28 protein-coding genes are annotated in these 26,215 nt (G+C 72.9%); 9 read left to right on the top strand and 19 right to left on the bottom strand.

Annotated elements, in window-relative coordinates:
* Positions 1-6: 6 nt before the first annotated feature.
* Positions 7-1,122, bottom strand: coding sequence for a PQQ-dependent sugar dehydrogenase (locus DEJ34_RS15270; RefSeq protein WP_110910597.1), 1,116 nt, complete (start codon positions 1,120-1,122; stop codon positions 7-9).
* Positions 1,123-1,238: 116 nt separating this feature from the next.
* Positions 1,239-2,009 (bottom strand): SDR family NAD(P)-dependent oxidoreductase, encoded by a 771-nt coding sequence (locus DEJ34_RS15265; RefSeq protein WP_110910596.1) that lies wholly within the window; start codon positions 2,007-2,009, stop codon positions 1,239-1,241.
* 56 nt (positions 2,010-2,065) lie between these two features.
* On the opposite strand from DEJ34_RS15265, the gene DEJ34_RS15260 reads away from it, so the two are divergent.
* The 3 genes from DEJ34_RS15260 (at position 2,066) to DEJ34_RS15250 (ending at position 3,586) form a co-directional block, all read left to right on the top strand.
* Positions 2,066-2,467 (top strand): MerR family transcriptional regulator, encoded by a 402-nt coding sequence (locus tag DEJ34_RS15260; protein WP_110910595.1) that lies wholly within the window; start codon positions 2,066-2,068, stop codon positions 2,465-2,467.
* Between the two features lie 59 nt (positions 2,468-2,526).
* Positions 2,527-3,192 (top strand): SDR family NAD(P)-dependent oxidoreductase, encoded by a 666-nt coding sequence (locus DEJ34_RS15255; RefSeq protein WP_110824378.1) that lies wholly within the window; start codon positions 2,527-2,529, stop codon positions 3,190-3,192.
* Between the two features lie 109 nt (positions 3,193-3,301).
* Positions 3,302-3,586 carry a hypothetical protein gene (locus DEJ34_RS15250; RefSeq protein ID WP_110910594.1) on the top strand — a complete coding sequence of 95 codons (285 nt, stop codon included), beginning with the start codon at positions 3,302-3,304 and terminating at the stop codon, positions 3,584-3,586.
* A 76-nt stretch (positions 3,587-3,662) separates the two neighbouring features.
* On the opposite strand, the gene DEJ34_RS15245 is transcribed toward DEJ34_RS15250, so the two are convergent.
* The 6 genes from DEJ34_RS15245 to DEJ34_RS15220 all read right to left on the bottom strand — a co-directional run bounded on the left by DEJ34_RS15245 (position 3,663) and on the right by DEJ34_RS15220 (position 10,011).
* Positions 3,663-6,467: an FtsX-like permease family protein gene (locus DEJ34_RS15245; RefSeq protein WP_110910593.1), complete on the bottom strand. Its 2,805-nt coding sequence runs from the start codon at positions 6,465-6,467 to the stop codon at positions 3,663-3,665.
* Positions 6,464-7,195, bottom strand: coding sequence for an ABC transporter ATP-binding protein (locus DEJ34_RS15240; RefSeq protein WP_110910592.1), 732 nt, complete (start codon positions 7,193-7,195; stop codon positions 6,464-6,466). Before DEJ34_RS15240 ends, DEJ34_RS15245 begins: the two co-directional genes overlap by 4 nt.
* Positions 7,192-7,782, bottom strand: coding sequence for a PadR family transcriptional regulator (locus DEJ34_RS15235; protein ID WP_110910591.1), 591 nt, complete (start codon positions 7,780-7,782; stop codon positions 7,192-7,194). The genes DEJ34_RS15240 and DEJ34_RS15235 overlap by 4 nt, the downstream gene beginning before the upstream one ends.
* 171 nt (positions 7,783-7,953) lie before the next feature.
* Positions 7,954-8,835, bottom strand: coding sequence for an aldo/keto reductase (locus DEJ34_RS15230; RefSeq protein WP_110900323.1), 882 nt, complete (start codon positions 8,833-8,835; stop codon positions 7,954-7,956).
* A gap of 10 nt (positions 8,836-8,845) precedes the next feature.
* Positions 8,846-9,460 (bottom strand): YdeI/OmpD-associated family protein, encoded by a 615-nt coding sequence (locus DEJ34_RS15225; protein WP_220032782.1) that lies wholly within the window; start codon positions 9,458-9,460, stop codon positions 8,846-8,848.
* A gap of 5 nt (positions 9,461-9,465) precedes the next feature.
* Positions 9,466-10,011 (bottom strand): acyl-CoA thioesterase, encoded by a 546-nt coding sequence (locus DEJ34_RS15220; RefSeq protein ID WP_110900325.1) that lies wholly within the window; start codon positions 10,009-10,011, stop codon positions 9,466-9,468.
* Positions 10,012-10,236: 225 nt separating this feature from the next.
* Here DEJ34_RS15220 and DEJ34_RS15215 point away from each other — a divergent pair, with 225 nt between their 5' ends.
* The gene (locus tag DEJ34_RS15215; RefSeq protein ID WP_110910589.1) at positions 10,237-11,223 is read left to right on the top strand and encodes an aldo/keto reductase; all 987 of its coding nucleotides are present in this window, start codon (positions 10,237-10,239) and stop codon (positions 11,221-11,223) included.
* Between the two features lie 79 nt (positions 11,224-11,302).
* On the opposite strand, the gene DEJ34_RS15210 is transcribed toward DEJ34_RS15215, so the two are convergent.
* The 8 genes from DEJ34_RS15210 to DEJ34_RS15180 all read right to left on the bottom strand — a co-directional run bounded on the left by DEJ34_RS15210 (position 11,303) and on the right by DEJ34_RS15180 (position 17,109).
* Positions 11,303-11,518, bottom strand: a complete 216-nt coding sequence (locus tag DEJ34_RS15210; RefSeq protein ID WP_110889368.1) for a hypothetical protein — start codon at positions 11,516-11,518, stop codon at positions 11,303-11,305.
* Complete coding sequence (locus tag DEJ34_RS15205; RefSeq protein ID WP_110910588.1) at positions 11,515-11,784, bottom strand: hypothetical protein; 270 nt, start codon at positions 11,782-11,784, stop codon at positions 11,515-11,517. The genes DEJ34_RS15210 and DEJ34_RS15205 overlap by 4 nt, the downstream gene beginning before the upstream one ends.
* A gap of 367 nt (positions 11,785-12,151) precedes the next feature.
* Positions 12,152-12,631 carry an FBP domain-containing protein gene (locus DEJ34_RS15200; RefSeq protein ID WP_110900328.1) on the bottom strand — a complete coding sequence of 160 codons (480 nt, stop codon included), beginning with the start codon at positions 12,629-12,631 and terminating at the stop codon, positions 12,152-12,154.
* Between the two features lie 166 nt (positions 12,632-12,797).
* Positions 12,798-13,571 carry a class I SAM-dependent methyltransferase gene (locus DEJ34_RS15195; protein ID WP_110900329.1) on the bottom strand — a complete coding sequence of 258 codons (774 nt, stop codon included), beginning with the start codon at positions 13,569-13,571 and terminating at the stop codon, positions 12,798-12,800.
* Positions 13,572-13,623: 52 nt separating this feature from the next.
* Positions 13,624-14,523: a helix-turn-helix transcriptional regulator gene (locus DEJ34_RS15190; RefSeq protein ID WP_110910587.1), complete on the bottom strand. Its 900-nt coding sequence runs from the start codon at positions 14,521-14,523 to the stop codon at positions 13,624-13,626.
* A gap of 131 nt (positions 14,524-14,654) precedes the next feature.
* Complete coding sequence (locus DEJ34_RS15775; protein WP_502864383.1) at positions 14,655-15,758, bottom strand: hemolysin family protein; 1,104 nt, start codon at positions 15,756-15,758, stop codon at positions 14,655-14,657.
* Between the two features lie 13 nt (positions 15,759-15,771).
* Positions 15,772-15,939, bottom strand: coding sequence for a CNNM domain-containing protein (locus DEJ34_RS15770; RefSeq protein WP_502864387.1), 168 nt, complete (start codon positions 15,937-15,939; stop codon positions 15,772-15,774).
* A gap of 171 nt (positions 15,940-16,110) precedes the next feature.
* The gene (locus tag DEJ34_RS15180; RefSeq protein ID WP_146236861.1) at positions 16,111-17,109 is read right to left on the bottom strand and encodes a M23 family metallopeptidase; all 999 of its coding nucleotides are present in this window, start codon (positions 17,107-17,109) and stop codon (positions 16,111-16,113) included.
* Between the two features lie 194 nt (positions 17,110-17,303).
* On the opposite strand from DEJ34_RS15180, the gene DEJ34_RS15175 reads away from it, so the two are divergent.
* Positions 17,304-17,792: a hypothetical protein gene (locus DEJ34_RS15175; RefSeq protein WP_110824365.1), complete on the top strand. Its 489-nt coding sequence runs from the start codon at positions 17,304-17,306 to the stop codon at positions 17,790-17,792.
* Positions 17,793-17,952: 160 nt separating this feature from the next.
* Entirely contained in the window at positions 17,953-20,163 is a 2,211-nt protein-coding gene (locus tag DEJ34_RS15170; RefSeq protein WP_110910585.1) for an NADP-dependent isocitrate dehydrogenase, read from the top strand.
* Positions 20,164-20,407: 244 nt separating this feature from the next.
* Here the strand turns inward: DEJ34_RS15170 and DEJ34_RS15165 are convergent, their stop codons facing one another.
* Positions 20,408-20,866, bottom strand: coding sequence for a DUF3817 domain-containing protein (locus DEJ34_RS15165; RefSeq protein ID WP_110910656.1), 459 nt, complete (start codon positions 20,864-20,866; stop codon positions 20,408-20,410).
* An 80-nt stretch (positions 20,867-20,946) separates the two neighbouring features.
* Entirely contained in the window at positions 20,947-22,386 is a 1,440-nt protein-coding gene (locus tag DEJ34_RS15160; protein WP_110910584.1) for a DUF4832 domain-containing protein, read from the bottom strand.
* A gap of 152 nt (positions 22,387-22,538) precedes the next feature.
* Between DEJ34_RS15160 and DEJ34_RS15155 the strand changes: the two genes are divergently transcribed.
* The 3 genes from DEJ34_RS15155 to DEJ34_RS15145 are packed head-to-tail and all read left to right on the top strand — an operon-like array spanning position 22,539 to position 25,677.
* Complete coding sequence (locus DEJ34_RS15155; protein ID WP_110910583.1) at positions 22,539-23,702, top strand: Gfo/Idh/MocA family protein; 1,164 nt, start codon at positions 22,539-22,541, stop codon at positions 23,700-23,702.
* Positions 23,699-24,502, top strand: coding sequence for a ThuA domain-containing protein (locus DEJ34_RS15150; RefSeq protein ID WP_110910582.1), 804 nt, complete (start codon positions 23,699-23,701; stop codon positions 24,500-24,502). The genes DEJ34_RS15155 and DEJ34_RS15150 overlap by 4 nt, the downstream gene beginning before the upstream one ends.
* Complete coding sequence (locus DEJ34_RS15145; protein ID WP_110910581.1) at positions 24,499-25,677, top strand: GAF domain-containing protein; 1,179 nt, start codon at positions 24,499-24,501, stop codon at positions 25,675-25,677. Before DEJ34_RS15150 ends, DEJ34_RS15145 begins: the two co-directional genes overlap by 4 nt.
* A gap of 65 nt (positions 25,678-25,742) precedes the next feature.
* Here DEJ34_RS15145 and DEJ34_RS15140 read toward each other — a convergent pair whose 3' ends face one another.
* Positions 25,743-26,174: a hypothetical protein gene (locus tag DEJ34_RS15140; protein ID WP_146232822.1), complete on the bottom strand. Its 432-nt coding sequence runs from the start codon at positions 26,172-26,174 to the stop codon at positions 25,743-25,745.
* Between the last annotated feature and the right edge of the window lie 41 nt (positions 26,175-26,215).

Below are 26,215 nucleotides of genomic sequence, written 5' to 3'. Positions count from 1 at the left end.
GGGCGGTCAGCCCGTGGTGAGCGGGACCTGCACGATCCGGTCGTCGCCCTCGTCCGGGTCGCCGCGTCCGTCGGTGTTGTTCGTGACGAACCAGAGCGTGTCGTCCGGGCCGGCGAGGACCGTGCGGATCCGGCCGTACTCCCCGGCGAAGTACTCGTGCGCTGTGCCGGGGTCGTCGACCGGGACGCCGCGGAGCACCCGGCCCTGCAGGTTCGCGATGAACACGGTGTCCCCGACGACGGCGAGGCCGCTCGGGCTGGCGTCGTCGGTCGCCCACTGCTGGACGGGGTCGACGAACCCCTGGTCCTCGCCGCCGGTGCCCTCGACCTCAGGCCAGCCGTAGTTGCTCCCCGGCTCGATGACGTTGAGCTCGTCGCGGGCGTCCTGCCCGAATTCGGACGCGAACATCGTGCCGTCCGCGCTCCACCCGAGGCCCTGCACGTTCCGGTGCCCGAGGCTCCAGACGGGGGAGCCGGGGAACGGGTTGTCGTCGGGCACGTCGCCGTCCGGGGTGAGGCGGAGGATCTTGCCGGCGAGCGAGTCCCGGTCCTGCGCGTCCTCACTCGTGCCGGCGTCCCCGACGCTGGCGTAGAGCATGCCGTCCGGGCCGAACGCGATCCGCCCGCCGTCGTGGAAGGTGTTCGCGGGCAGGCCGTCGACGAGGGTCGTGGCGTCCCCGAGCGTGGTCGACCCGGCCGGTCCCTCCAGGTCGTAGCGCTCGATGCGGTTGCCGTCCTCGCCGGTCGAGTACACGAACAGGTCGTCCTCGTGCAGGGCGAGTCCGAGCAGGCCGCCCTCGCCCCCGTGTCGGACACCGGGGACCGTCCCGACCGTGCGGCGCTCGCCGTCGGCCGTCAGCTCCAGCACCTCCGCGGAGTCCCGCAGGCTGATGAGCGCGTCGGGACCGTCACCGGTGCGCACGACGGACCAGGGGGCCTCCAGTCCGGTGACGACGTCGGTCGTCTCGCCGTCCGGCGCCAGCTGCCCGGCACCCAGGTCGGTCGGTGCGGAGGCCCGGGGCACGCGGTCCGGGCCGGCCTCGGATGTACCCGTGCAGGCGGTGAGGGTCAGGGCGACGAGCGCGACGCTCGCGGCCGAGACGGTACGACGTGTCCTGCCCATGGTGTGCCTCCCGGTGCGGTGTCCGTCGATTGCACCCCGTGCAGGTGCACAACCGCTGGGTGGACCGCGACCGGGAGCGCCGTCACCATCGAGACCGGCAGCCGCCCGGGTGCCCGCTACCGCGCCAGCACCCGCAGGGCGAGCGCGGTGACGGCACGGGTCGGAAGCAGCCGCAGCACGGTCGCGGCGAGTGTGTTCGCCCGCCCGTCGACGACGGACGGGCCGGAGCCGTCGAGCGCCGCGAGGACGGTCGCGGCGACCTGCTCGGGTCGCCGTCCCCACCGCCCGGTGGCCGCGTTCATCGGGGTCCGCGTCGGGCCGGGACTGACGGCGACGACCCGCACGCCGCTTCGCCGGGTCTCGGCCCAGAGCGCCTGCGTGAACGACAGGACGTACGCCTTCGAGGCCGCGTAGGCCGCCAGGACCGGTGCCGGGGCGAACCCGCCGGTGCTCGCGATCGAGACGACGGAACCGTGCCCCCGCTCGACCATCCGCGTGACCACCGCCGTCGTGAGTTCCGTGAGTGCTCCGACGTTGAGGTCGACGAGGCGGCGCAGGGCGACCGGGTCGCTGTCGACGACGAGGCCCCGCGAAGCCACGCCGGCACTGCCGACCAGCAGTTCGATCTCGGTCCCGTCGCCGGCCAGGCGGTCGAGCAGGCGGGTGACGGCTCCGTCCTCGGCCAGGTCGAGTGCGATGGCTGTGACGGGGACACCGTGCCGGTCGCGGATGCCGTCGGCGGTCTGCTCGAGCCGGGTGGCGTCCCGGGCGACGAGGACGAGGTGCGCTCCCGCTCGCGCGAGGGCGTCGGCGACGGCGGCGCCGATCCCGGTGGAGCCCCCGGTGACGAGGGCGGTGCGGTCGCGCATCTGTGCTGCTGTGGTCATGCGGGTACCGTAGACATTGACGTCAGCGTCAAGGTCAAGCGGAGGGCGGCGGGATCGTGCTGATCGGCGAGTTGAGCGCGGCGACGGGTGTGAGCACGCGGGCGCTGCGGTACTACGAGCACGAGGGGCTCATCACGAGCAGACGGCGTCCGAACGGGTACCGGGACTACGACCCGGACGCGGTCGAGATGGTCGCGCTCATCCAGGACCTCTTCGCGGCCGGGCTCTCGTCGGGACTCCTCCGTGACGTCATGCCCTGCGTCACGGGTGACGGGTCAGGAACGCCGCCGGCGGACCTCCTCGCCCGGGTCGAGCAGGTCCGGGACGACCTGCTCCGACAGGAAGAGCGACTCCGGGCACGACGGGAGACGCTCGACGACTACCTGTCCGGCCGACGACGACCGGCGCGCATCGACGCCCTGGTGTCGGCCGACGCGTGCCTGCCGGACCGGACCTGACTGCCGCAGGAGGCCGCCTGGTTCAGTGGAACGACCACCACCAGTCCCTGGAGGACCACATGACCACCATCGCCATCGTCGGCGCCGGCAAGGGCCTCGGGCTCGCCGTCGCCGAGCGTTTCGCCCGTGAGGGCTTCGCCGTCGCCCTGATCTCCCGCAACCAGGCCCGCCTCGACGAGCTCGCCGCCTCGCTCCGGGAGCAGGGGCACCAGGCCGCCGGGTTCGCCGCGAACGTCCGCGACGGGGACTCGCTCCGCCGTGCGCTCGAGCAGGCCACCGAGCAGCTCGGACCGATCGAGGTCCTGCAGTACAGCCCGCTGCCCGCCAAGGAGTACATGCGGCCGGTGCTCGAGACGACCGCCGAGGACCTCGTCGGCCCGATCGAGTTCTCCGTCTACGGCTCGGTGAACGCCGTCCGCCAGGTCCTGCCCGGCATGCGCGCGATCGGCTCCGGCACGATCCTGTTCGTCAACGGCGGCAGCGCGGTCCGTCCGGGCGCGCGCGTCACCGGCACGTCGGTCGCCTTCGCCGGCGAGAGCGCCTACGCGCAGCTGCTCCACGACGCCGTGCGGGACGAGCAGGTCCACGTCGGCCAGCTCATCATCCCGTTCGGCATCGACGACGGGCAACAGGACCACTCGGGCGCCGCGATCGCCGAGCGGCTCTGGTCGATCCACACCGAGCGCGGCGACTTCCGCACGTACGCGGAGCCGCTCCCCGAGTAGACGGTCGCGGCGCCCGACATCGCGCAGCGGACCCGGCACCGCGCGAGTGCGGAGCGCGGTGGCCGTTCCGGGGTGTCGACGACCCCACCGGCGGGCTACCGTGGTGCGCATGCGATGCAGGGACCGGCCGACCGGTGACACCGCGCTGACGGTGGACGAGGCCACCGCGATCGCCGACCACGCCGAGGCCGGCCGTCTCGACATGGAGGACCCGGAGGTCCGCCGCCTGGTCGGCGAGGCGAACCGTGTCCTCGTCCGGGCCGGCGTGTGGGGCGTCGACGAGACCCCTCGGCAGCGCCGACGCCGACGGATCCTCGCGGTCGGCGCGTCGGTGCTGGTGCTGTCCTGGCTGGCCGGGCTGTTCCTGCCCCTGCTCGCCCGGCTCGCCGACTAGCGCGCCGTGTCCGCTGGCGGCGACGTGACCGCCGGACGGGAGGCTCGCAGCCAGCTGGCAGCGGGCCTCCCGTCCGTCAGGCGGTCCGTCGGACCGCCACACGCCGTCGCCGGCCGGCGACCGCCCAGACCCCCGCGGTCACGAGGACCGGCAGCCCGAGTCCGAGCACCGCGAGCGACACCGGATCCGGGGCGAACGGCATGTGGACGACGCCGTCCGGTGTCGGTGTGAACCGGAGCGTCAGGGCGCGGAGCGGCAGGGTCCCGAGCGCGACCCCGACCAGCGAGCCGACCAGCGTGAGCAGCGCGGCCTGCCAGGTCGAGACCAGGCGGCGGACACCGGGCGAGGCACCGACCGCGTCGAGCACCTCGTCGTCACGACGCCCGTCGGCCCGCGCGAGCCCGATCGCCACGGTCGTGGCACCGAGCGTGACGATCCCGGCCAGGAGTGTGACGACGACCGCGATCGGCCGGAACGGGTCCTCGGGGCCGTTCTCCACCGAGAACCACGGGTACCAGAGGTCGGCGTCGGCACCCGCCGCGGTCTGCCAGGTCGCCGCGAGGGTGTCCGTCTGCTCGTCGGTGATGCCACCCGGGAAGGACCCGACCAGGAAGGAGCGCTCGGTCTCGAGCCCGTGCCGCTGGGCGCCCTGCGGCGTGAGGAACAGTCCGAGGTGGAGGGGTTGGTCGGTGTGCTCGACCACGGCCGGCAGGGTCGTCGAGCTCGTCGCCCGCGAGGTCGGCTGCTCGCCGTACGCGGTGAACTGTGAGAAGGGTCGGGTGTCGAGCCGGACCACGCCGTCGCGCACGTACTCGGGCCGCATGGAGACGGCGTCACCGCGTTCGAGTGCGGCGCGTGCGACCCGGGACGGCCGGTGGCCGAGGAGCTCGGCGAGGTCGTCGACGTCTCCGGTCAGGACGTGCGGGCTCGAGGCGTCCGGTGCGCTCAGCCAGTCGGAGCACGCTCCGGTGCTGCTGTCGGCACAGTCCCGCTGGTGCACGTCGACGGGCAGGGTGACCGGGGCGTCGTCGGACCCGGTCTCGACGCCCGCGCCGAGGAGTCGGACGTCGGCGTCGGGCAGGACCTGGCGCACGACCCGGAGTGCCCGGTCGCGGAGCGCCGCGTCGATCCCGTCCCCGGTGATGGACGCGGTGCCCACGCCCTCCGCGGTGGAGAACTCGTACTGCGCGTCGGTCTGCGCCTGTCCCGCGGCCGCGAAGGTCAGCACGACGGTCGAGACGAACACGACGCTCATCACGCTCGCGAGCACGGGGACCGTCCGGACCGGGTTGCGGACGGCGTCGCGGACGGCGATCCGGGCGGGCAGACCGAGCCGCTCCCCGATCCGGGCGACCCCGGCGAGCAGCCGACGCGCGGCGAGGACGATGCCGAGCTGCGCCAGGCAGGGGCCGACCGCCACGCCGACGCCGACCACGAGCGCGAGGTGGTCGTCCTGCACCGGACGGTCGTTGAGCATCAGCACGCCCACGCCGCAGGCCATCGTCATCAGCACGCCGACCCCGGCGAGCACGGGTCCCGCGGCTGCGGCCCACCGACGCCGGGACGCGGGCGCGGGGCGGGTGGCGCCACGGAGGGCACTGTCCACGTCGACGCGGCTCGCGCTCCTGGCGGCGACGAGCGAGGCAGCCCACCCGGCCAGGACCCCGAGCGCCACGACGGCGAGCAGCACGAGCCACGGCAGGTGCACCCCGGGGTAGCGAGCGCGGTCCCCCGAGTCGAGCAGGTGGAAGGCCGCGACACCGCCGCCGATGCCGAGCACGGTGCCGCACACCGCCCCGACGGCACCGAGCACGAGGCCGGAGGACGACACGACCGTGAAGAGGAAGCGCCGGTCACCGCCGACGCTCGCCAGCACCGCGTGCGAGCGGGTGTCCGCACGGGAGCTCACCAGGAACGCCGCAGCCGCGAGCAACCCGACCTCGAACAGGGCGAACGCCCCGGCGAGGCCGACGTACCCGTAACTGACGATCGGGTCGTACCCGCCGGAGCTCCTGCTGGCGAAGGGCGGGTCGAGCACGACGGCCCGGGACTCGACCACGATGCCGTGGTCGTTGTACCGCTGGACCTCGGGCCAGGTCACGCTGTGGTCGGGGAGGAACACCTGGGTGGCGTCGTCGTCGCCGAGCCCGAGGGACCCCCACGGGCCGAACACGGCGAGGGTGGACGACGGTCGACCGAGGTCGCGGAGTGTGCCGACGATCGTGACCTGCCGCTGCACCGGGTCCTCGAGCTCGAGTGTCTCGCCGACGGCGACGTGCAGGCGGTCGAGCGTGGCGGGTGTCACGAGCACCTGGCCTGCGGCGCGCGGGACGGCGCCGTCGATCCGGTCCCAGTGTCCGTGGAGGGCGCCGGCCCAGGTCTCGCCCTCGACCGCGGTGACCGTCACGGGGACCTCCGGCCCGGCGACGACCGCGGAGCCCTCCCGCACCGGGATGGACGCGGCTCCGTCCGGGACAGAGGTGAGCAGGTCCGCGGTCGGCGGGGCCGGGGTGTCGGCGTCGGTGCTGGTCGGGTCGTCCTGCCAACGCTGGAGCGGCGTGCCGGGCCGCGTCACGGCGGCGTAGCGGTCGACCGGGTCCTGCCGCATCCCGACCAGGTCCGGGCCGTTCGACTCGAGGAGCGCGGCGGACCGCCCGAGCTCGACCGTCAGCTCGTCCTCGGTGCTCTGTGTCGTCGATGCGATGAGCACGCTGCCCGCCGCGAGTCCGGCGATCGGCAACCCGATGAGCGACGCGACGACCGCGCGACCGGTCCGGGCGAACGCCAGACGCCGGGCCAGCAGGAGCGCGGGCCGGAGGGCGAACGGGGAGCGGCTGCGGATCGTCGGACGGTGCGTGTCCCGACGGGGCCGCTCGCTCACGACCGGTCCTGCGCGTCCGACAGTGCCAGCTCCACGCCGGCGTAGGCGGTCTCGTCGACGATGCGGCCGTCGCGGAGGAACACGATCCGGTCCGCCCAGGCCGCGTGCCGGGCGTCGTGCGTGACGAGCAGCGCGCCGGCACCGGAGTCGACGTGTCGGCGGAGCATGCGCAACACGACCTCGCCGGTCTGCGAGTCGAGGGCACCGGTCGGCTCGTCGGCGAGGACGAGCTTCCGGTCGCCGACGACCCCGCGGGCGATCGCGACCCGCTGCCGCTGGCCGCCGGAGAGGTCGTCCGGCCAGGCGTCGAGGCGGTGCCCGAGCTCGACGCTCTCCAGTGCGAGCTGTGCGGCCTTCCGGGCACGCCCGGTGCGCCAGCCGTCGAGCTCGAGTGGGAGCGCCACGTTCTCGACCGCGGTCAGCGAGGGGATGAGGTTGAAGTCCTGGAAGACGAAGCCGAGCACCCGCCGACGCAGGGCCGCGAGCTCCCGGGCCGGACGGTCGGACAACCATCCGCCGTCGATGCGGACCTCACCGCTCGTCGGCGGCATGAGCGTCCCGGACACGGACAACAGGGTCGACTTGCCCGATCCGGAGGTCCCCATCACGGCGACCATCTCGCCCGGGCGGATCGTCAGGTCGACACCGGCCAGAGCGGTCACGGCCTGCGCACCGCTGCCGTACTGGACGGCCACGGCGTCGAGTTCGAGGAGCGGGGTCGAGGTCATCGGACGGCCTCGCCGGAGCGATGGCCGGTGGGCTCGCTGCCGTACGCGTCCTCGTCGTCGGGCTGGCCGAGGGTCCCGCGCGACGTCGGCTGGTAGCGCGCGACGCTCGACTCCACGTGGTCGAGCCAGCGGACCTCGGACTCGGCCTGGAACACCATCGACTCGAGGACGAGCGACCATGCCAGGTCGGTCGCCGGGTCCGTGGTGCGCTTGAGGCGCGTCAGGTCCTGCAGCGCTCGGACCGCTGCCGTGCGCTGCACCTGCACGAGGCGTTGCACGTCGACGCCGGGGACGGTGACCGCGATCGCGAACTTGATCGCGAGTTCGTCCCGTCCGCGCTTGGCCGGGACCGGCTCGCTGAACCACCGGTCGACCGCCTCGCGGCCCGCGTCGGTCGCCGTGTAGACGACGTGTCCGTCGTCGTCGGCGTCCCCGCGGGCCACGAGGCCGTCACGCTCCAACCGGTCGAGCGTCGTGTAGACCTGGCCGATGTTCAGCGGCCAGCTGCCCCCGGTCCGGTGCTCGAACTCCCCCCGGAGCTGGTAGCCGTAGCCCGGCTCTGCCACCAGCAGTGCGAGTACACCCATGCGGACACTCATCGTTCCCCCTCCGACCCGGCGGAGCGCCTCTCCCCGGGCATACCGAGTATGCACATACCCGGTATGCGGCGGCAAGCGGGTCGGGCGGAAGTCATCCTGCAGACGGACGGGAGGCCCGTGGCGATCCCGCCACGGGCCTCCCGGTCGGAGCGGGACGGCTCAGCTGTGCAGCTTCGACAGCTCCTGGAACTCCTCGTCGCTGAGCTCGATCGTCGCGCCCTGGAGGTTGTCCTCGAGGTGGTCGACGCTCGACGTGCCGGGGATCGGCAGCATGACGGGCGAGCGCTTGAGCAGCCAGGCCAGTGCGACCTGCGCCGGGGTGGCGTCCTTCTGCTTCGCGAGCTCGGTGAGCGGGGAGTCCTCGCCGGTCAGGCCGCCGGTGGCCAGCGGGAACCACGGGATGAAGCCGATGCCCTGCTCCTCCGACCAGTCGAGGAGCTCCTCGGCCGAGCGGTCGGTGAGGTTGTAGAGGTTCTGCACCGAGACGATCGTGGCGATCTGCTGCGCGGCCTTCACGTCGTCGACGGAGACCTCGGACAGCCCGATGTGGCGGATCTTGCCCTCGTCCTGCAGCTTCTTCAGCTCGCCGATCTGGTCCTCGAGCGGGACCTTCGGGTCGATGCGGTGCAGCTGGAACAGGTCGATGCGCTCGAGGCCGAGGCGGCGGAGGCTCATCTCGGCCTCCTGGCGCAGGTACTCCGGGCGGCCGACCGGCGGCCACTCGTTCGGGCCGGTGCGGGTCAGGCCGGCCTTCGTCGCGATGACGACGTCGTCGCCGTAGGGGTGGAGGGCCTCCTTGAGGAGCTCCTCGGCGACGTAGGGGCCGTACGAGTCGGCGGTGTCGAAGAAGTTCACGCCCAGCTCGACGGCGCGCTTCAGGACGCGGATAGCCTCGTCGTGGTCCTTCGGCGGTCCCCAGACGCCGGGGCCGGTGAGCTGCATGGTGCCGTAGCCGAGGCGGTTGACCTCGAGGTCCCCGCCGATGCGGAAGGTGCCGGAGGACGCGGCCGGACGGTTCGTGGTGTCAGTGCCAGTGGTCATGCATCCCGGTCTACGCCTCCGGGTCGACCACCCGTGGAGGCTGCGCACCGGGACGGGGGTACGGCGTCTCCCCATGCGTGAGGCCACCGACGAGCTTCGCGATGCGGTTCGCCCGCGCGGTGTCGCTCGGGGCGGTCACCACCCGGTGCACGACGGCGTACCGGTTCGTCGCGTCGAGCTCCGCGAACAGGGCGGCGGCCGTCGGTGCGGCGTCGAGCGCTGCCCGCAGGTCCTCGGGCACCTCGGCGGTCGCAGCCCCCGCGTACGCGCGGTCCCACCGACCGTCGTCCTTCGCGCGGTCGACCTCCGCCTGCCCGCGCGGCCGCATCCGTCCGGCCTCCACCAGCGCGGCGACGAGTCCGACGTTCCGCTTCGACCACAGGGACGCCTTCCGCCGCGGGGTGAACCGCTGCAGGAACGTGGCCGCGTCGAGCCCACGCTTCGACCCGTCGATCCACCCGGAGCAGAGCGCCTCGTCCAGGGCCTGCGCGTACGTCAGGCTCGTCGGGCTGGTCGTGCCCTTCTTGGCGAGGACGAGCCAGACCCCGTCGGACGTGTCCTCGTGCCCGTCCAGCCAGGCGCGCCAGGCGGCGGCGTCGGCGACGACGAACGGCTCGATCTCCATGCCGGTCATGGTCGCACGCGGTCGCCTCCCGAGCCACTGATGCGGACGGCGTCGGCCCACGCGGACACCCAGTCCGGCAGGGTCAGGTCACGCGGTGCGCCACCGGCGGCGGCGAGCAGCTCGTCGGGCCGGACCGTGCCTCCAGTCCGGCGGAGGAACCGGGCCTGCACGACCGCCCGGGCCACGACGTCCCCGTGCCGCGTGAACGTCTGCTCCATGTACACCGCCCGCTCGTCCACCCCGAGTACCCGCGAGCGCAGCTCGAAGCGCTGCCCGAGCGTCAGCGACCGTTTGTAGGTGATCGTCTGTGCGGCCACGACCGGGTACCAGCCGCGCGCGCCGACCACCTGCCAGAAGCCGGAGCGCAGCATGAGGTCGAGTCGGCCGAGGTCGAGCAGCGACAGGTACTTCCCGTTGTTGACGTGCCGCAGCGGGTCCAGGTCGGTGAGCGTCACGCGGAACGGCGTCCGCGACTCGTCCCACAGCGACAGCCGCCGCCGGGACAACCGGATGCGCAGGGTCAGCAGCAGGAGCCGGAAGGTCAGGTTCACGGGGTCGATCCGACCACCACCGGGGCCGCGGCGCGAGGAGGTTGGAGGTTCCCCACCACGACGGTGCCGTCGCCCGCCTCGACCTTGCCGTTTCCCGCTCCCCGCCGCCGCTTCCCGCTCCGCGGTGCATTCCCGGCAGACGGGCACGGTCAGGGCCTCCCTCCACGACGACCCGGGCGAGTACACCGGGACCTGCAGACAACGGACCTGATGAAAGGACCACGCATGCAGACACGCTCCCTCTCCGACCTCCAGGTCGGCGCGATCGGCCTCGGCACCATGGGCATGAGCGCCTTCTACTCCGGCGCCGGCTCCGACGACGCCGAGTCGATCCGGACCATCCAGCGCGCCATCGACCTCGGCGTCACGCTCTTCGACACCGCCGAGGCGTACGGCCCGTACACGAACGAGGAACTCCTCGCCGAAGCCCTCAAGGGCCGTCGGGACGAGGTCGTCATCGCCACGAAGTTCGGGCTCTACCACCACGAGGCCGACGAGCAGACGCCGACCAAGACCCGGGCGATCTCCAGCGCCCCCGAGTCCGTCCGGGTCGCCCTCGAGGGGTCGCTCCGCCGCCTCGGCACCGACCACATCGACCTGTACTACCAGCACCGCGTCGACCCGGCCGTCCCGATCGAGGACGTCATCGGGCAGCTCGCCGGCTTCGTGCAGGAGGGCAAGATCCGCCACATCGGGCTGTCCGAGGCCTCTGCCGCGACGATCCGCAAGGCCCACGCCGTGCACCCGATCACCGCGCTGCAGAGCGAGTACTCGCTGTGGACGCGCGACCCCGAGGGCGACGTGCTCGACACCCTCCGCGAGCTCGGGATCGGCCTCGTGCCGTACTCGCCGCTCGGCCGCGGGTTCCTCACCGGCGCGATCACGAAGCCGTCCGACCTCGGCGAGGACGACTTCCGTTCGGCGAACCCGCGCTTCCAGGAGGAGGCCTTCGCGGCGAACATGCGGATCGTCGACGCGGTGAAGGGCATCGCGGACGAGGTCGGCGGCACCCCCGCCCAGGTCGCCCTCGCGTGGCTGCTCGCGCAGGGCGACGACATCGTCCCGATCCCGGGCACGAAGCGCGTCACCCGGCTCGAGGAGAACGTCGGCGCGGCCGACGTCACGCTGTCGGCCGACCAGGTCGAGCGCCTGTCGGCGCTGCCGCGGCCGACCGGGGACCGCTACCCCGACATGTCGAGCATCGGGCGCTGACCCTCCCGCAACACGCAACGGAGGCGGTCCCACACAACGCGATCGCGTTGCGCGGGGCCGCCTCCGTTGCGTTCTGCTGTCAGTCGCGGGGGTGTCGCCGCCGTGCACGATGGGCGGCAGCGAGGTACGCACCGCTGCCCGCCGCGGTGACGCCGATCATCGCTCCCCCGAGAGTGGCTTGTGCAGTGCCGATGAGTGGAGCCGCGACCGCGGCTCCACCGATGACCAGCGCGGTCGCGATGCTCCCGGCGACCAGCGGATGGACGACGAAGCGGCGGACCTCGCGACGGGTCACAGGCACTTCGGGCCGGGCCGGCCACTCAGGTGGACGCGCATGACATGCGTTCCGCAGCGGATGCCGTGTGTCGTGATCGCGGTCGAGGCCAGGACGACGGCGACCGTCGCGACGGCGCACACCGCGGGACCGAGCAGACACAGTCCGTAGTTCGCGGCAGCGGCTCCTCCACCGATGATCGTTCCCTGGTCGTACGAGTTGAAGTCGACGTACAAGCCGTTCCCGTCGCTGCCGGCTCCCAGCCGTGCTGTGGAACTCGGTTCCACCAGATCGATCGACTCCGCTCCGACAGCGATGGTGGACGTACGCGAGCCGTCAGGCCGCACGGTCGTTCCAACCAGCGCTCCTCCGCTCCGTGCCTCCGCCACCGCTCGGTGAGCTGTCTCAGCCGTCACCGACGGAAGCGAGGACACCAGCTCCTCGTGGTCCGACTGCTCCCGTCCGGAAGCGTGCGCGCCCGACGGGGCTGCCACTGTTCCTGCCATGACGAGGGCAGCGGCGAGAGCCACCGGAGCACACCGACTCGTTCTGGACATCATGTTCCTCTCTTCGACGAGACCGACGTCAGCCTCAGCGCCAGAGTGGCGCACCGAAGGGTGGAACACAACATGGATATATTGCTCATGTCCGCCGTCAGACCTCGGCTGCGAAGGCCGCGACGCGCAGCTGCAGGTCCTCCATCCGCCGGAGGCGCGCGGCCTCGACGTCGTAGCCCTCGTACGCCGGCGGCGGGGTCGTCCGGACGTTGCGCGAGCACTGGAAGTCCTGGCAGACCAGTGTGCCGACCGTGTTGCCCTTCCGGCCGGACGACCCCGAGCGCTTCGCGGCGTAGAAGACGACGTCGTTCGGCAGTTTCACGTCCTGGCACCACGAGCACTGGGCCCGGGACCTCGGCGAGGCCTCGGCCTGCCGGAACAGGATGCCGACGAGGTCGCCGTCGAGCGTCGGGACGACCACGTAAGCGCGTCGGGCGGTCTTCGGGTCACGCCACCCGAGGAAGGTCAGGTCGTCCCACACGACGGCGTCGAGGTCGGGGACGGTCATGTCGGCGAGTTCGCGACGGGAGGCGTTGACGAAGGAGGCACGGACGGCCTCCGGGGTGATCGGGAGCATGGTGAGCCTGTCGTTCTGGCACCGGCGCAGTGTCGCGCGTCAGCGGTGCGGTCGTTCAGAGGGGTCGACGACGGCGCCGTGTCGGACGACACGGCGGGGGCGTCAGGCCCTGATGCCGGCGCTGGCGCCGACGACCTCCTCGGAACGGGTGCTCACGTCCTCCACCCTACGGTCGCGCGACGACGAGCACCAGCGACCCCTCGTAGGACGGCTGCACCCGGAGACGGCCGTGCCGGGCGTCCCACGAACCGTCCTCGATCGCGGTGCGGAGCGCGTTGACCGAGCGCGCCGCCGTCATCTCGTCGACGAACGCCCACGCCGAGTTCGCCTTGCGGGCGCCCGGGTCGAGGAGCCGCTCCGGTCGGCCGTAGTACGCCTCCGAGAAGCCGTCGACGCACGTGAACGGGATCGGCAGGCGCGTGGTCGTGACGTCGCCGCCGAGGGCAGCGGTGATGCGGTCCAGGGACGGGTAGCGGCGGGCCTCGGTCGCCATCACCTCAGGGGCGTACTCGGCCAGCCAGAGGTCCTCGACGCGCGTGGGGTCGCAGGTGAGCAGGACGACCGGGCCCCGGGTGACGCGCCGGACCTCGGCGAGGCCGCGGTCGAGGTCGGACCACTGGTGCACGGAGAACGTCGCCATCGCCGCGTCGAAGGCGTCGTCGGCGAAGGGCAGGTCCTCGGCGGACGCGTCCACGGCCTCCGGCAGGTCGCCCGGACGCTGCGCCCGCATGGTGGCGGAGGGCTCGACGGCGGTGACCTCGCGGTCCCGCGGCTCGTACGACCCGGCACCCGCTCCGACGTTCAGCACGGTGCGGGCCTGCCCGAGTGCCGCCCGGATCGCCCGTTCGAACGACGGTTCCGGCCGGCGGTACCGGGTGTACCCGTCGCCGATGGTGCCGTAGTCGGCGTCCCCGGCCGATCCGTCCGCAGTCCTCGTCACGCCGTCAGCCTACGGCGGCGGGCCCGCGCCGCGACCGGTCGGAGGCGGAGCCTCAGTCGACCGACTCGGACGACCGTGCCGCCGCCCGCTGCTCGGCGAGCTCGGTGGCCGCCCACGTGCCGAGCAGGGAGAGGGATCGCTCGGACTCCGACCCGGGGTCGGCTCCGTAGGTGAACACCGTGAGCCCGGGGTCCGCGACGAGGTCGAGCGCCTCGAACGACAGCTCGAGGTCGCCGACGATCGGGTGGTGCAGGTGCTTCCGGCCGGAGCGGTGCACGTGCACGTCGTGCTCGGCCCACCACGTGCGGAACTCCTCGCTCTTCACCGACAGCTCGCCGACCAGGGTCATCAGGCCCGGCTCGCAGGGGTTCGAGGCCGCCGTCGTGCGCAGCACGGCGACGGCGTCGCGGGCGGTCTGTTCCCAGCGCGGGAAGAAGTCGCGGGCGGCCGGGTCGAGGAACGCGAACCGGGCGGTGTTGACCGGACGTCCGGTCCCGGCGAAGACGGGCGCGTAGAGCGCGCGGCCGAGGGTGTTCGTCGCGACGATGTCGAGCCGCTCGTTGCGGATCCAGGCGGGTGCCCCGGTGATCGCGTCGAGGAGTCGCTGCACCGCGGGGCGGACCGACGTGGGCACGGCACGGTGGGTGCTCTTCACGCCCGCGTTCGCGAGGCGGGCGAGGTCGGCCAGGTGGGCGCGCTCGGCCTCGTCGAGCTGGAGCGCGGTGGCGAGACCGTCGAGCACGCCCTCCGAGACGCCCTTCAGGGTGCCGCGTTCGAGCCGCGTGTAGTAGTCGACGCTGACACCGGCGAGCATCGCGACCTCGTGACGACGGAGGCCCGGGACGCGCCGGGTGCCGCCGCCGAAGGACGGCATACCGGCCTGGTCGGGGGTGAGGCGCGCTCGCCGGCTGGAGAGGAAGTCGCGGATCTCGTTGCGGACGTCGATACCCATGACGCCAGGCTACGGGGCGGAGCCGGGACCGGTGCGGGTACCGCCGGTGCCGGCCACGGCGGCGCGACGCGGTGACCGCCGGACGGGAGGCCCGACTCCGGTCCGGTGTCGAGCCTCCCGTCCGGCGCTGGTCACCCCGCGGCCTCGGCAGCCGCCGCGACGGGGACGGCGCTGATCCGCACGCGGGAGACGCGGTGACCGGCCATGGCGGTCACCTCGAGCCGGTGTCCGGCCACCTCGACCACGTCGCCGACGCGCGGGACACGGTCGAGGGCGACCTGCACCAGGCCGCCGACGGTCTCGTAGTCCCCGTCGGGCAGGGCGGGGCCGCCGTCGGCCGCGAGGTCCTCGAGGACGAGTGCCCCGTCGACCTCGTCGTGGCGGGTCGGGGTGCGGTCGTCGTACTCGTCGCGGATGGTCCCCACCAGGTCCTCGAGCAGCGCCTCGAGCGTGACCATGCCGGCGCTGCCGCCGTACTCGTCGACGACGAGCGCGATCTGGTGGCCGTCGGCGCGCATGTCCGCGATCGCCCCGGTCAGCGACTTCGTCTCGGGCATCGCCAGCACCGGGCGCACCACGGTCGCGACGGCCGCGCTCGGGTCGGCCGGTCGCAGGAGGTCGCGGAGGTGCACGAACCCGACGACGCCGTCCCGGGACCCGCCGGTGACGAGGTACCGCGTGTGGCCGCGGTCGATCGCCTGGTCCGTCGCCCGGGCGAGCGGCAGGCCCGCGTCGAGGACGTCGACGTCGAACCAGGGCCGCATGGACTCGCGGAGGATGCGGTCCCCGGCGTCGAGGGCACTGCGGGCGATCCGGCGGCCCTGCGCGTCGATCGCGTCGTGGTCGGTCACGAGGCCCCGGAGCTCCTCGGTGCTCATCGACTCGCTGCGGGCGTCGGGGTCGCCGCCGAGGAGTCGGACGACGGCGTTCGTCGACGTCGACAGCACCCAGATCACGGGGCGCATGAGCACGGCGAACCGGTCGAGGGTCGGTGCGACGAGCATCGAGAACCCCTCGGCGCGCTGGAGGGCCAGCCGCTTCGGCACGAGTTCACCGAACACGAGCGAGAGGTAGGCGATGACGAGGGTCATCGCGACGAGGGCGACGGCCTCGGCAGCGCCCTGCTCGAGCCCGAGCCCGGTGAGGAGCGGGGCGACGTCCGGCGCGATCGATGCGGCACCGTAGGCGGCCGAGAAGAACCCGGCGACCGTGACGCCGATCTGGACCGCGGACAGGAAGCGGTTCGGGTCACGGCCGAGCGCGGCGACGCGTGCCCCCCCGGGACCCGCGGCGTTCGAGCTGCTGCAACTGGGATTCGCGGAGCGAGACGAGGGCGATCTCGGCGGCGGCGAACACACCACCGACGAGCACGAAGAGGACGACGAGTCCGAAGGCGATCCAGGTGTCGGCGCCCATCAGCGGGGCTGCGCGGAGTGGGACGCCTGCGGCGACGTCGGGTGGGCGGGCGGTCTGTGGTGATCGTCCATCCTGTGATCATGCACAGGGAGACTGGGACGGTGCCGCGGGGCGGCTGTGCCGTCGCTGTCCGCCGCGGTCGTGGCAGCCCGACAGGGGACGGGACGGGATCTAGAGCGGCTGCCCGGTGTGCGCGGCGATCCACGCTGCCGGGTCGATGGGGAGCGTGCCGTCCATCAGGACCTCGAGGTGCAGGTGTGCCCCGGTCGAGACCCCGGAGGAGCCGACGCTGCCGATGAACTGGCCGGGCTCGACGCGGTCGCCGACCTGCAGCGGGGAGGAGCCGGGGATCATGTGCCCGTAGAGGGTCGAGACCTTCCGACCGTCCACGACGTGGTCGATGATGACGGTCTCGCCGTACGAGAAGTACACGCCCGAGACCCGGACCGTCCCGGCGGCCACCGCCCCGATCGGCGCACCCATGCCGGGGTTGAAGTCGAGGCCCTGGTGCAGCGACGAGCACGCGCCACAGGGAGCCGTGCGGTACCCGAAGCCGGAACTCATCCGCACGGGACCGGGGAACGGCGAGCGGACCGCGCCGCCGTACGTCACCGAGGCTCCGGGCTTCGCGTCGGCCGCGGCGACGCCACCACCGACCGTGAAACCGTCGCGGCTCGTGCTCGCCAGGGCGACCTGGGTGACGGCGAAGTCCTGGGTGGTCACGGTCGGCGCGAGCGTCGAGGTCGCGACGGAGGGACCGGTGCCGGCGTGCGCGGGCATGGCGGAGGCGCCGAACATGACGAGGGCGGCGACGGCGCTCGTCACCGTGAGGCTGCTCGCCCGGGCGGCGCGACGGGGGCTCCGGGGGGTCGGGGCGGCGACCGCGGCTGTCCGACGCGGCGCGAGTGCGACCTGCCGACGCGGCACCCGGCGGGTGCGGGTGTCGGCGTGGCGCTCCGATGCGGGAGCGGCGACGTGCGGCCGCTCGGTTCGGCCGCTCTGCGCAGCGCCCGTCGCCTGCTCGTCCCACACCGCTTGCTCGGCCGGCACGGTGTTCCCGACCTGCTCGGTCTGCCGGGCACGCGCGGCCCGCTCGGCGGCGAGGGCAGCACGGCGGGTCAGGTGCACGACGGGCGTGCTGCTGGGGTGGTCTGCGTCAGGGGGAGTCATGGCCGCAGCCCATTCTGCACGAAGCTGTCCGCTTGTACAGCCCCTCTTCCGACACCCTGCAGCGTCGCCGGTGGTCCCCGGCGCGGTGGGGTGGCAGCCGGCCCCGCTGGGAGTCGACCCGGCGGACACGGGCGATCCGGGCCTCCCGGCCGGTCCGTCAGTAGGGTCGGGGGAAGCGACGGAGAGGACCCCTCATGGCCCGATCGCCGCGGGAGCGGCACGAACCCATCGACCTGCGGTCGGCGGAGGTCGTGCTCGCCGGTACCCAGGACCTCCTCCCCGTCCTCCGGTCGGCGGCCGTCCGCGCGGGGGTGGACGCGGCGCGCATGCGGGTGGTCGGCGTCGACGACGTGCCGGACCTCGACGGCGAGGCGGACGCCGAGCTGGCGGTCATCGCGATCCGTCGCTCCGGTGACGACCCCGCGTTCCTCCGCGCGCAGGAGACCGCCGAACGGCTCGCCCCGTTGCTCCGACCCACTGCCGTGCGCATCGTCATCACCGTGTCGGGCCGGACCCGGCTGGTGCCGAAGCTCGAGCGCGCCCTCACGGCGGAGGTCCTGCACCAACTCGGAGCGGCCACGGCGGTGTCCGGCTTCCGGCGGCCGTTCCGCAACCTGCGGACCCGGCTCGGGACCGCCGGGCTGCGCACCGCCGGGCTGCGGGTCTTCCGTCTGACGGTCTGACGACCGGGAGGCCCGTGGCGCCTCCGCCGGCACGGCCGCCGTCCACAGGCGGGCGCCTGGCCGACAGTTTCCCCAGCGTCGGTGTCTTGACGTCGAGACATCTCGCGCCGCGAGTAGCGTGGGGGGCACGGACCGCGCGAACAAGGGAGTACCCGCCAGCATGGCCAAGATCATCTACACGCTCACCGACGAGGCCCCGTTCCTCGCGACCCACTCCTTCCTGCCCGTCATCGCGTCCTTCGCGAAGACCGCGGGTGTCGAGGTCGAGACCCGCGACATCTCGCTCTCGGGACGGATCATCGCCCAGTTCCCGGAGCGGCTCACCGACGAGCAGCGCCTGGACGACGCCCTGGCCGAGCTCGGAGACCTGGCCGGGACGCCCGAGGCCAACATCATCAAGCTGCCGAACATCTCGGCGTCGATCCCGCAGCTCAAGGTCGCGATCGCGGAGCTCCAGGCGCAGGGCTACGACCTGCCGGACTACCCGGACGAGCCGACCACGGACGACGAGCGGGACGCCCGCGCCCGGTACGACCGCGTCAAGGGCAGCGCCGTGAACCCGGTGCTGCGCGAGGGGAACTCGGACCGCCGGGCCCCGCTGTCGGTCAAGAACTACGCCCGCAAGCACCCGCACCGCATGGGTGCGTGGCGTGCCGACTCGAAGACGAACGTCGTCACGATGGGCGTCGACGACTTCCGGTCGAACGAGAAGACCTGGGTCGCCCCGGCCGAGGACACCCTGACCATCACGTTCGTGGCACAGGACGGCACCGAGCAGACGCTCGGCCAGCCGATCCCGGTGCTCGCCGGGGAGGTCGTCGACGGCACCGTGTTGCACGTCGCCGCGCTCGAGGCGTTCCTGCGGAAGCAGATCCAGCGTGCCGCGGACGAGGACCTGCTGTTCTCGGTGCACCTCAAGGCCACGATGATGAAGGTCTCCGACCCGATCATCTTCGGGCACGTGATCCGCGCGTTCTTCCCCGACGTCTTCGCCCGCTACGGCGCAGACCTCGCCGCGGCCGGGCTCACCCCGAACGACGGCCTCGGCTCGATCCTCGCCGGGCTCGACGCCCTGCCGAACGGCGCCGAGATCAAGCAGGCGTTCCAGGACGGCATCGACGCCGGCCCCGACCTCGCCATGGTCGACTCGGACAAGGGCATCACGAACCTGCACGTCCCGAGCGACGTCATCGTGGACGCCTCCATGCCCGCGATGATCCGCACCTCCGGCCACATGTGGGGCCCGGACGGCGAGGAGCACGACACCGTCGCCGTCATCCCGGACTCGAGCTACGCCGGCATCTACCAGGCCGTGATCGAGGACTGCCGCGCGAACGGCGCGTTCGACCCCGCCACCATGGGCTCGGTGCCGAACGTCGGCCTCATGGCGCTCAAGGCGGAGGAGTACGGCTCCCACGACAAGACCTTCGAGCTCCCGGGCGCCGGTGTGGTCCGCGTCACGAACGCGGCCGGCGAGACCGTCCTCGAGCACGACGTCGAGCAGGGTGACATCTGGCGCGCCTGCCAGACCAAGGACGTCGCCGTGCGTGACTGGGTGAAGCTCGCGGTCACCCGTGCCCGCGCCACCGGCTCGCCCGCGGTGTTCTGGCTCGACGAGACCCGTGCGCACGACGCCGCGCTGATCGGCCTCGTCCGGACGTACCTGCAGGAGCACGACACCGACGGCCTGCAGATCGAGGTCCTGTCGCCCGAGGACGCGATGCGGTTCTCGCTCGAGCGCATCCGCCGCGGCGAGGACACGATCTCGGTCACGGGCAACGTGCTCCGCGACTACCTGACCGACCTGTTCCCGATCATGGAGCTCGGCACCTCGGCCAAGATGCTCTCGGTCGTCCCGCTCCTCGGCGGTGGCGGACTGTTCGAGACCGGTGCCGGCGGGTCCGCGCCGAAGCACGTGCAGCAGCTCGTGCAGCAGAACTACCTGCGCTGGGACAGCCTCGGGGAGTTCCTCGCGCTCGCCGTCAGCCTCGAGCACCTCGCCGGGGTGACCGGCAACGCCCGGGCGAAGGTCCTCGCGGACACGCTCGACCGCGCCACCGGGACGTTCCTCGACGAGGACAAGTCGCCCGGCCGCAAGCTCGGCTCGATCGACAACCGCGGCAGCCACTTCTACCTGGCGAAGTACTGGGCCGAGGAGCTCGCCGCGCAGACCGAGGACGCCGAGCTCGCTGCGGCGTTCCAGGGCCTCGCCACGACCCTCGCCGAGCAGGAGGACACGATCGTCCACGAACTCGTCGAGGTGCAGGGCCACCCGGCGGACATCGGCGGGTACTACCGGCCCGACGACGCCAAGACGAGCGCGGTCATGCGCCCGTCGGCGACGCTGAACGCGGCGCTCGCGAGCCTGTAGGCGCGGTCCCACGCGGACGGGAGGCCCGGTGCCGGCTGGCACCGGGCCTCCCGTCCTCCGCGCTCGGCGGGTCCGCTGACCCGGTGCGGCCCGACGCGGACCCCGGCGCGGAAGCGACAGTCCGCGGGGATCCTTCCGCGCACACCTGTCGCTTTCGCGACTCGGTCCGCACGCGACCCGGCCCGCGCGCGACCCCGCTCCGCGTGCGACCCGGCACGCGCGCGAGCCGGCCGGCGGCCTGCCGTCAGCGGGACGGCACCGGCGGACCGAGCACGAGCAGCACGCCGAACACGGCCGCGACGAGCACGACGCCGACCACGGCCGCGAGCACCGGGTGCCGCACCACGAGGAACAGCAGCCGGTCGAGCGGCCCCGGTCGTTCCCCGGCCGACGGCCCGCGACGCCACGCGCCGTCGAGCATGCCGCGCCGGGCGACCGCGACCTCGAACGGCAGCGTCGTGTACGGCACGACCGAGCTGAGCCACCCGAGGGCCGTGGCGCCGAACGACCAGCGCTGGTTGACGGCGACGACGGTCGTGGCGACGAGGTAGGCGAGGAACACGAAGCCGTGCACGCCGCCGCCGACGCGGACCGGCCAGTCCCCGGCGCCGAGGCCGTACTTCAGCAGCATGCCCACCAGGAGCATCGTCCAGGTCACGAGTTCCGCGATCGCGAGGCCGCGGAACAGGGATCGAGGCGTCATGCCGACCATCGTGGCGGACTCCGCTGAGGGACAGCACGACGCCCCGACCGTGGTCGGCCGGGGCGTCGTGTGGTTCCTGGTCAGCGTCGGACGGAGACGACCTGCTGGAGGTCGTTCACACCGGTGCCGGCCTTCCACGTTCCGACGTTGGCGGTCTGGATCGCGAAGTCCGGGTTCCGTGCGATCGACCGCTCCGGAGCGGGCAGTGCCAGTGCCACCCGCCAGGTACCGGACGGGACCCGCGCGAGCGAGGCGGTGACCGTCGTGGTCGTCCCGGGCTGCCAGGACGACGCATCCGCACGGACGGGGACGGTCACGCGGCGGTGGCCGTTCGTCAGCACGAGTTGCACCGGACGGGGGTTGTACGGCGCGGCCCAGCCGTCGTTGCGGACCGACACCGACACCGACGCGTGCTTCCCGGAGGTCACGGTGCTCGACGTCATCGTGAACCGGTAGCCGAGCTTCTTCGCGGCGTCCGTCATGCCCGCATCGCCCCACGACGCCAGGACGTCCTGGTTGTAGTCGAGGTTCAGGTAGCTGTAGTGGTACTTCGCCATCTCGGCCGAGGCGGACGGGTACTCCGACCGCGGGGCGTTCACCGCGCAGGTCTCGCCACCGACCGGGACGTACCGCGACTCAGCGGCCAGGTAGTCCTGGTCGAGCGACAGCGGATCGGTCAGGAACGTGCCGAAGTCGTCCGGCGAAGCGAGGAAGCAGTCGTTGTGGTGGCCGATGCGCGACGCCGCGGACCCGTCGTGCGCCTGGGCGGGAGTGAGCGCGCCGGCGGTGCCGGACGGCGTGCGGAGGGCGTCCTGCTTCATCTGCATGGTGCGCACCTGGATGGAGCGGCTCGACGGCAGTGCGGCGAGCTCGGCCTCCACGACCTGGCGCCTGGCGTCCTTGTCCGCCTCCGTCAGCACGCCGGGGTTCGCCGGATCACTGGCGAAGTGGTCCGTGTAGTAGCCCTCGCCCCAGAGGCCGATGAACCCCTCCTGCAGCGTGGGGATGACGTCCGCGTTCCGGCGGAGGGTCGGCGTGAGCTGCTCGATGTGCGCGAGCACGGTGGGCAGGTCGGCGTCGCCGTACGGTGCCGAGTACGGGTAGTCGCCGCCCTGCACGTAGGCGAACCGGGTGATCACGCCGACGCCGGCCGCGCGGGCGGTGTCGTAGTCGCGCTGCACCAGGCGGAGCCAGGCCGGGCTGAGGCGTCGCTGGTCGGCGAACGCTTCCATGTAGAACACCCGGACGATCTGCGTGACGCCCTCCGACCGGTAGCCGCGGAGCGTGGCGGCGTCGAGCGGGGTGTACCCGCTGCCGTCGGCGCGGTAGTGCGTCGCGGTGGTGTGGTCGAACCCGCGGGAGGGGTTCGGGATGACCGCGTCGCTCGCCGTGTACGTCACGGTCGAGCTGGTCGGTGCCGGGTGATGGTGACCGCCGTGCGGCGATGCCCACGCGTTCGTCGGCACGGCGAGAGCGATGACGGCCGCGAGTGCGGCGGTGGTGATGGTGCGGTGCTGCATCGGACGAGCCCCTGTCCTCGGCGCGGACGCTGATCGGCACCCCCTGGTGTCGACGCCTGCGCGGATGTGATCAAAAAGTAGGCCAAACGGTCAGGAAAGACCAGCACGAGCTTGTCGTATCGATTCGACCGGAATCTCGGTAGCGTGGAGGCATGTCGCAGACGACTGATGCATCGAAGACGCTGCGCGTGGGGGTGGTCGGCCTCGGTTTCGCCGGGACCACGCACCTCGACGCCTTCACCGCACTCCCCGGCGTGGAGGTGATCGCCCTCGCCGGACAGGAACCCGAACGGCTCCGCGAACTCGCGACCAGCCGGGGCGTCCCGAACGCGTACGCCGACTGGCAGGACCTCGTGGCCCGCGACGACCTGGACATCGTCTCGATCGGCGTGCCGAACAGCCTCCACCACCCGATCGCGATCGCCGCGCTCGAGTCCGGCAAGCACGTGTTCTGCGAGAAGCCCCTCGCCACGACCGGTCAGCAGGCGCAGGAGATGGTCGACGCGGCCGTCCGCAACGACCGCGTCCTCGAGGTCGCCTACAACCACCGTCGCCGTGCCGACGTGCAGTTCCTCGCGACGCACCTGCGTGGCGGGCAGACCGCCGGTACCGCCGTCGACGCCTCCGACGACGGCGCCCTCGCCGAGCCGGGCACCGGCCCGATCGGGGACGTCTACCACGCCCGCGCGAGCTGGATGCGCCGCGCCGGCATCCCGGGCATCCGCAGCTGGTTCGTCAACAAGGAGACCGCGGGCGGTGGTCCGCTCATCGACCTCGGCTCGCACGTGCTCGACATCGCCCTGCACCTCATGGGCGAGCCCCGCGTGGTGACCGCCAGTGCCGTGACGTACAACGAGCTCGGCCGTGCCGGTCGGGGCGGGAGCGACCGCGACCCGGTGTCCGCCGCCACGGGCCGCCCGTTCGACGTCGAGGACTTCGCCAGCGCCCTGCTCCGCTTCGAGAACGGCGCCAGTCTGCTCCTGCAGGCGTCGTGGGCGAGCTACTCGAAGGACGTCGAGGACATCGAGGTCGAGCTGCTCGGCTCGACCGGCGGCGCGCGGCTGTTCGTCCGCGACTACGCCACCGAGGGCACCGTGACCCTGTACTCCGACGAGCAGGGCGTCCCGACGGTCACCCGCCCGGGCGTGCAGGTCCCCGCGGGTCACCACCAGCGCGTCATCGAGGAGTTCCTCGCCACCATCCGCTCCGGTCTGCACGACGGGCACCACGGCGAGTTCGCCCTGCACCGCAGCCGCGTGGTGGACGCGATCTACGCGTCGGCGCAGGCCGGGCACGAAGTGGAGGTCGTCCGGTGAACATCGTCGTCTGGAACGAGAACGTCCACGAGACCCGCGGCGACGAGACGGTCCGCGAGCACTACCCGGACGGCATCCACGCGGTCGTCGCCGCCGGCCTGGAGGCCCGACTCGCCCCCGGTGCGGACGGCGCCGACGGCTCGCACCCGACCCACGGCCAGCACGCGTCGACGCACACCGTCACGACCGCCACGCTGCAGGAGCCGGAGCACGGCCTGACCGAGGAGCGGCTCGCCGACACGGACGTCCTGTTCTGGTGGGGGCACATCGCCCACGACCAGGTCGCGGACGAGGTCGTCGAGCGCGTCGTCCGCCACGTGCACGCCGGCATGGGGCTCGTGGTGCTGCACTCCGGCCACTACTCGAAGCCGTTCACCCGGCTGATGGGCACGACGTGCTCGCTGAAGTGGCGGAACGACGGGGAGCGGGAACTCGTCTGGACGATCGCGCCCGACCACCCGATCGCCGCCGGGGTCCCGCACCCGATCGTCATCGACCGCCAGGAGATGTACGGCGAGTACTTCGACATCCCGCGCCCCGACGAGGAGGTCTTCCTGTCGACGTTCGCCGGCGGCGAGGTCTTCCGCTCGGGGGTCGCCTACCGCCGCGGCCTCGGCAAGGTGTTCTACTTCTCGCCCGGCGACCAGGAGTACCCGGTGTACCACCACCCGGACATCCAGCGGGTGCTGGCGAACGCCGCACAGTGGGCGGCACCGACCGGGCCACGTCGGCAGCTCACCGCCGACCCCCACCCGAGGGACTGGTTCACGGACGAGGGAGCGCGTAGACAGGGCGTGTGAGCACACCGCAGGACGCCGAGCACCGCACGGCACTGGTCGAGGCGCTCGGCGTCCTCGGTGCCGGGCCCGAGGAACGCTTCGACCGGATCACCCGGATGACGCACGAGGCGTTCGGCGTGCCGTTGACGTTCCTCAACCTCGTCCACCACGACCTCGTCACGACGCAGTCGACCTTCGGGTGGAACCAGGGGTCGAGCGTGCCCGCGAGTGAGCAGTTCTGCGCCACCACCGTGCTCACCCCGGCGCCGATGGTGATCCCGGACACGACGCTCGACGAGCGGTTCGCCCACACCGCTGCCGTGGCCGAGCACGGCATCCGGTTCTACGCGGGTGCGCCGCTGTCGATGGACGACGGGACCCGCGTCGGGACGCTCTGCATCATGGACGCGCAGCCGCGCTCGTTCTCCGACGAGGACCTCGCGCTGCTGCGCGACCTGGCGCACTGGGCGGAGCGTGAGCTCGGCCACGCACTCGAGCGCGACCGTCTCGGACGGGTCCGGACCGGCCTGGTGCCCGACCCGGTCGCGGTCCCCGGACTCGAGCTCGCGACGGTGACGGCACGACGTCCGGACGGCGGCGGTGACGTCGCCGACTGGCGGGTCGCGGCGGACGGGACCCTCGCGGTCACGGTCGGCACCGTCGCGACCGGCGGTGCGGCCTCCGCACTGCTCGCGGCGACCGTCCGCGGGGCACTCGTCGCACGGGTGGACGAACCGCTCGCGTCCGCACTGCCCGGCCTGGAGGCCCAGGTCGCCCCCGACCTGCGGGTCGCGGACGCGGTCGCCCGGCTCGTGCACGCCCGGCTCGACCCGACGTCGGGCCACGTCGACCTGGTGGACGCCGGGCTCGGGACCGCACTGCTCGTCCGATCGGACGGAACGCACCGGGCGCTCCCGTCCGCGCTCCCGCTCGGGGTCGGCGGTGCGGCGGAGGAGCACCCGGTGGTGGCGCTGGACCTCGCCGTCGGTGACCGGCTCGTCGTGTCCTCGGACGGCCTGACGACGCTGCCCGGGTTCGCGACCCTCGACGAGGTCGCTGCGGCGGTCACCGGTGCGTCGGACACGGCGGCCCTGGTCGACCGGGTCCGCGGACTGCTCGGGGACGAGGACCCACCGACGGACGTGACGCTCGTCGTCGTCACGCGCCGGGGGACCGCGGAGCAGCCGACCGCCTGACGGCACGCGATCCCGTGCGCCCGGACCGACCCGTGCACCCGGACCGGCCAGCGCGCCCGGATGCCTCAGCGGACGGTGCGGCGCGGCCCGTCGGTGAACGCGGCCACGAGCAGGGTCGCGAGCAGCCCGAAGCCGGTCAGGACGACGCCGAGGGCCGCGAGCTGCCAGTAGGCGCTCCCGACGTGCTGCGGCTGCGTCAGGACCTCCGGCCACCACGGGTCGAGGAACGGCACGGACCCCGGGAACGGGTCGAGCCCGAACATCGCCAGGCCACCGAGGAGCATCAGGACCCCGAGCGCCGCCATCGTGCCGCGCCGCCGTCCGAGCGCGCGGACGACGAGCGCCGCACCCATCCCGACCAGCCCCACGACGGCGATCGAGAACGCCACCACGAACACCACCTGCGGCACGAGGGCGAACCAGTCGAGCACGGCGATCGGCACCAGCAGCCACCGTCCGGTCCTGGCCCACCGCGCGGGCTCCCGCCAAGCATGCATGGCGGCACGGTACGACACGAACCCGGACGACCGCCGGGCTA

Origin of the sequence: Curtobacterium sp. MCPF17_050, from assembly GCF_003224435.2 — a bacterium.
In the GTDB taxonomy this organism is placed as follows: domain Bacteria; phylum Actinomycetota; class Actinomycetes; order Actinomycetales; family Microbacteriaceae; genus Curtobacterium.
This window is presented reverse-complemented; position numbering and strand designations above follow the sequence as displayed.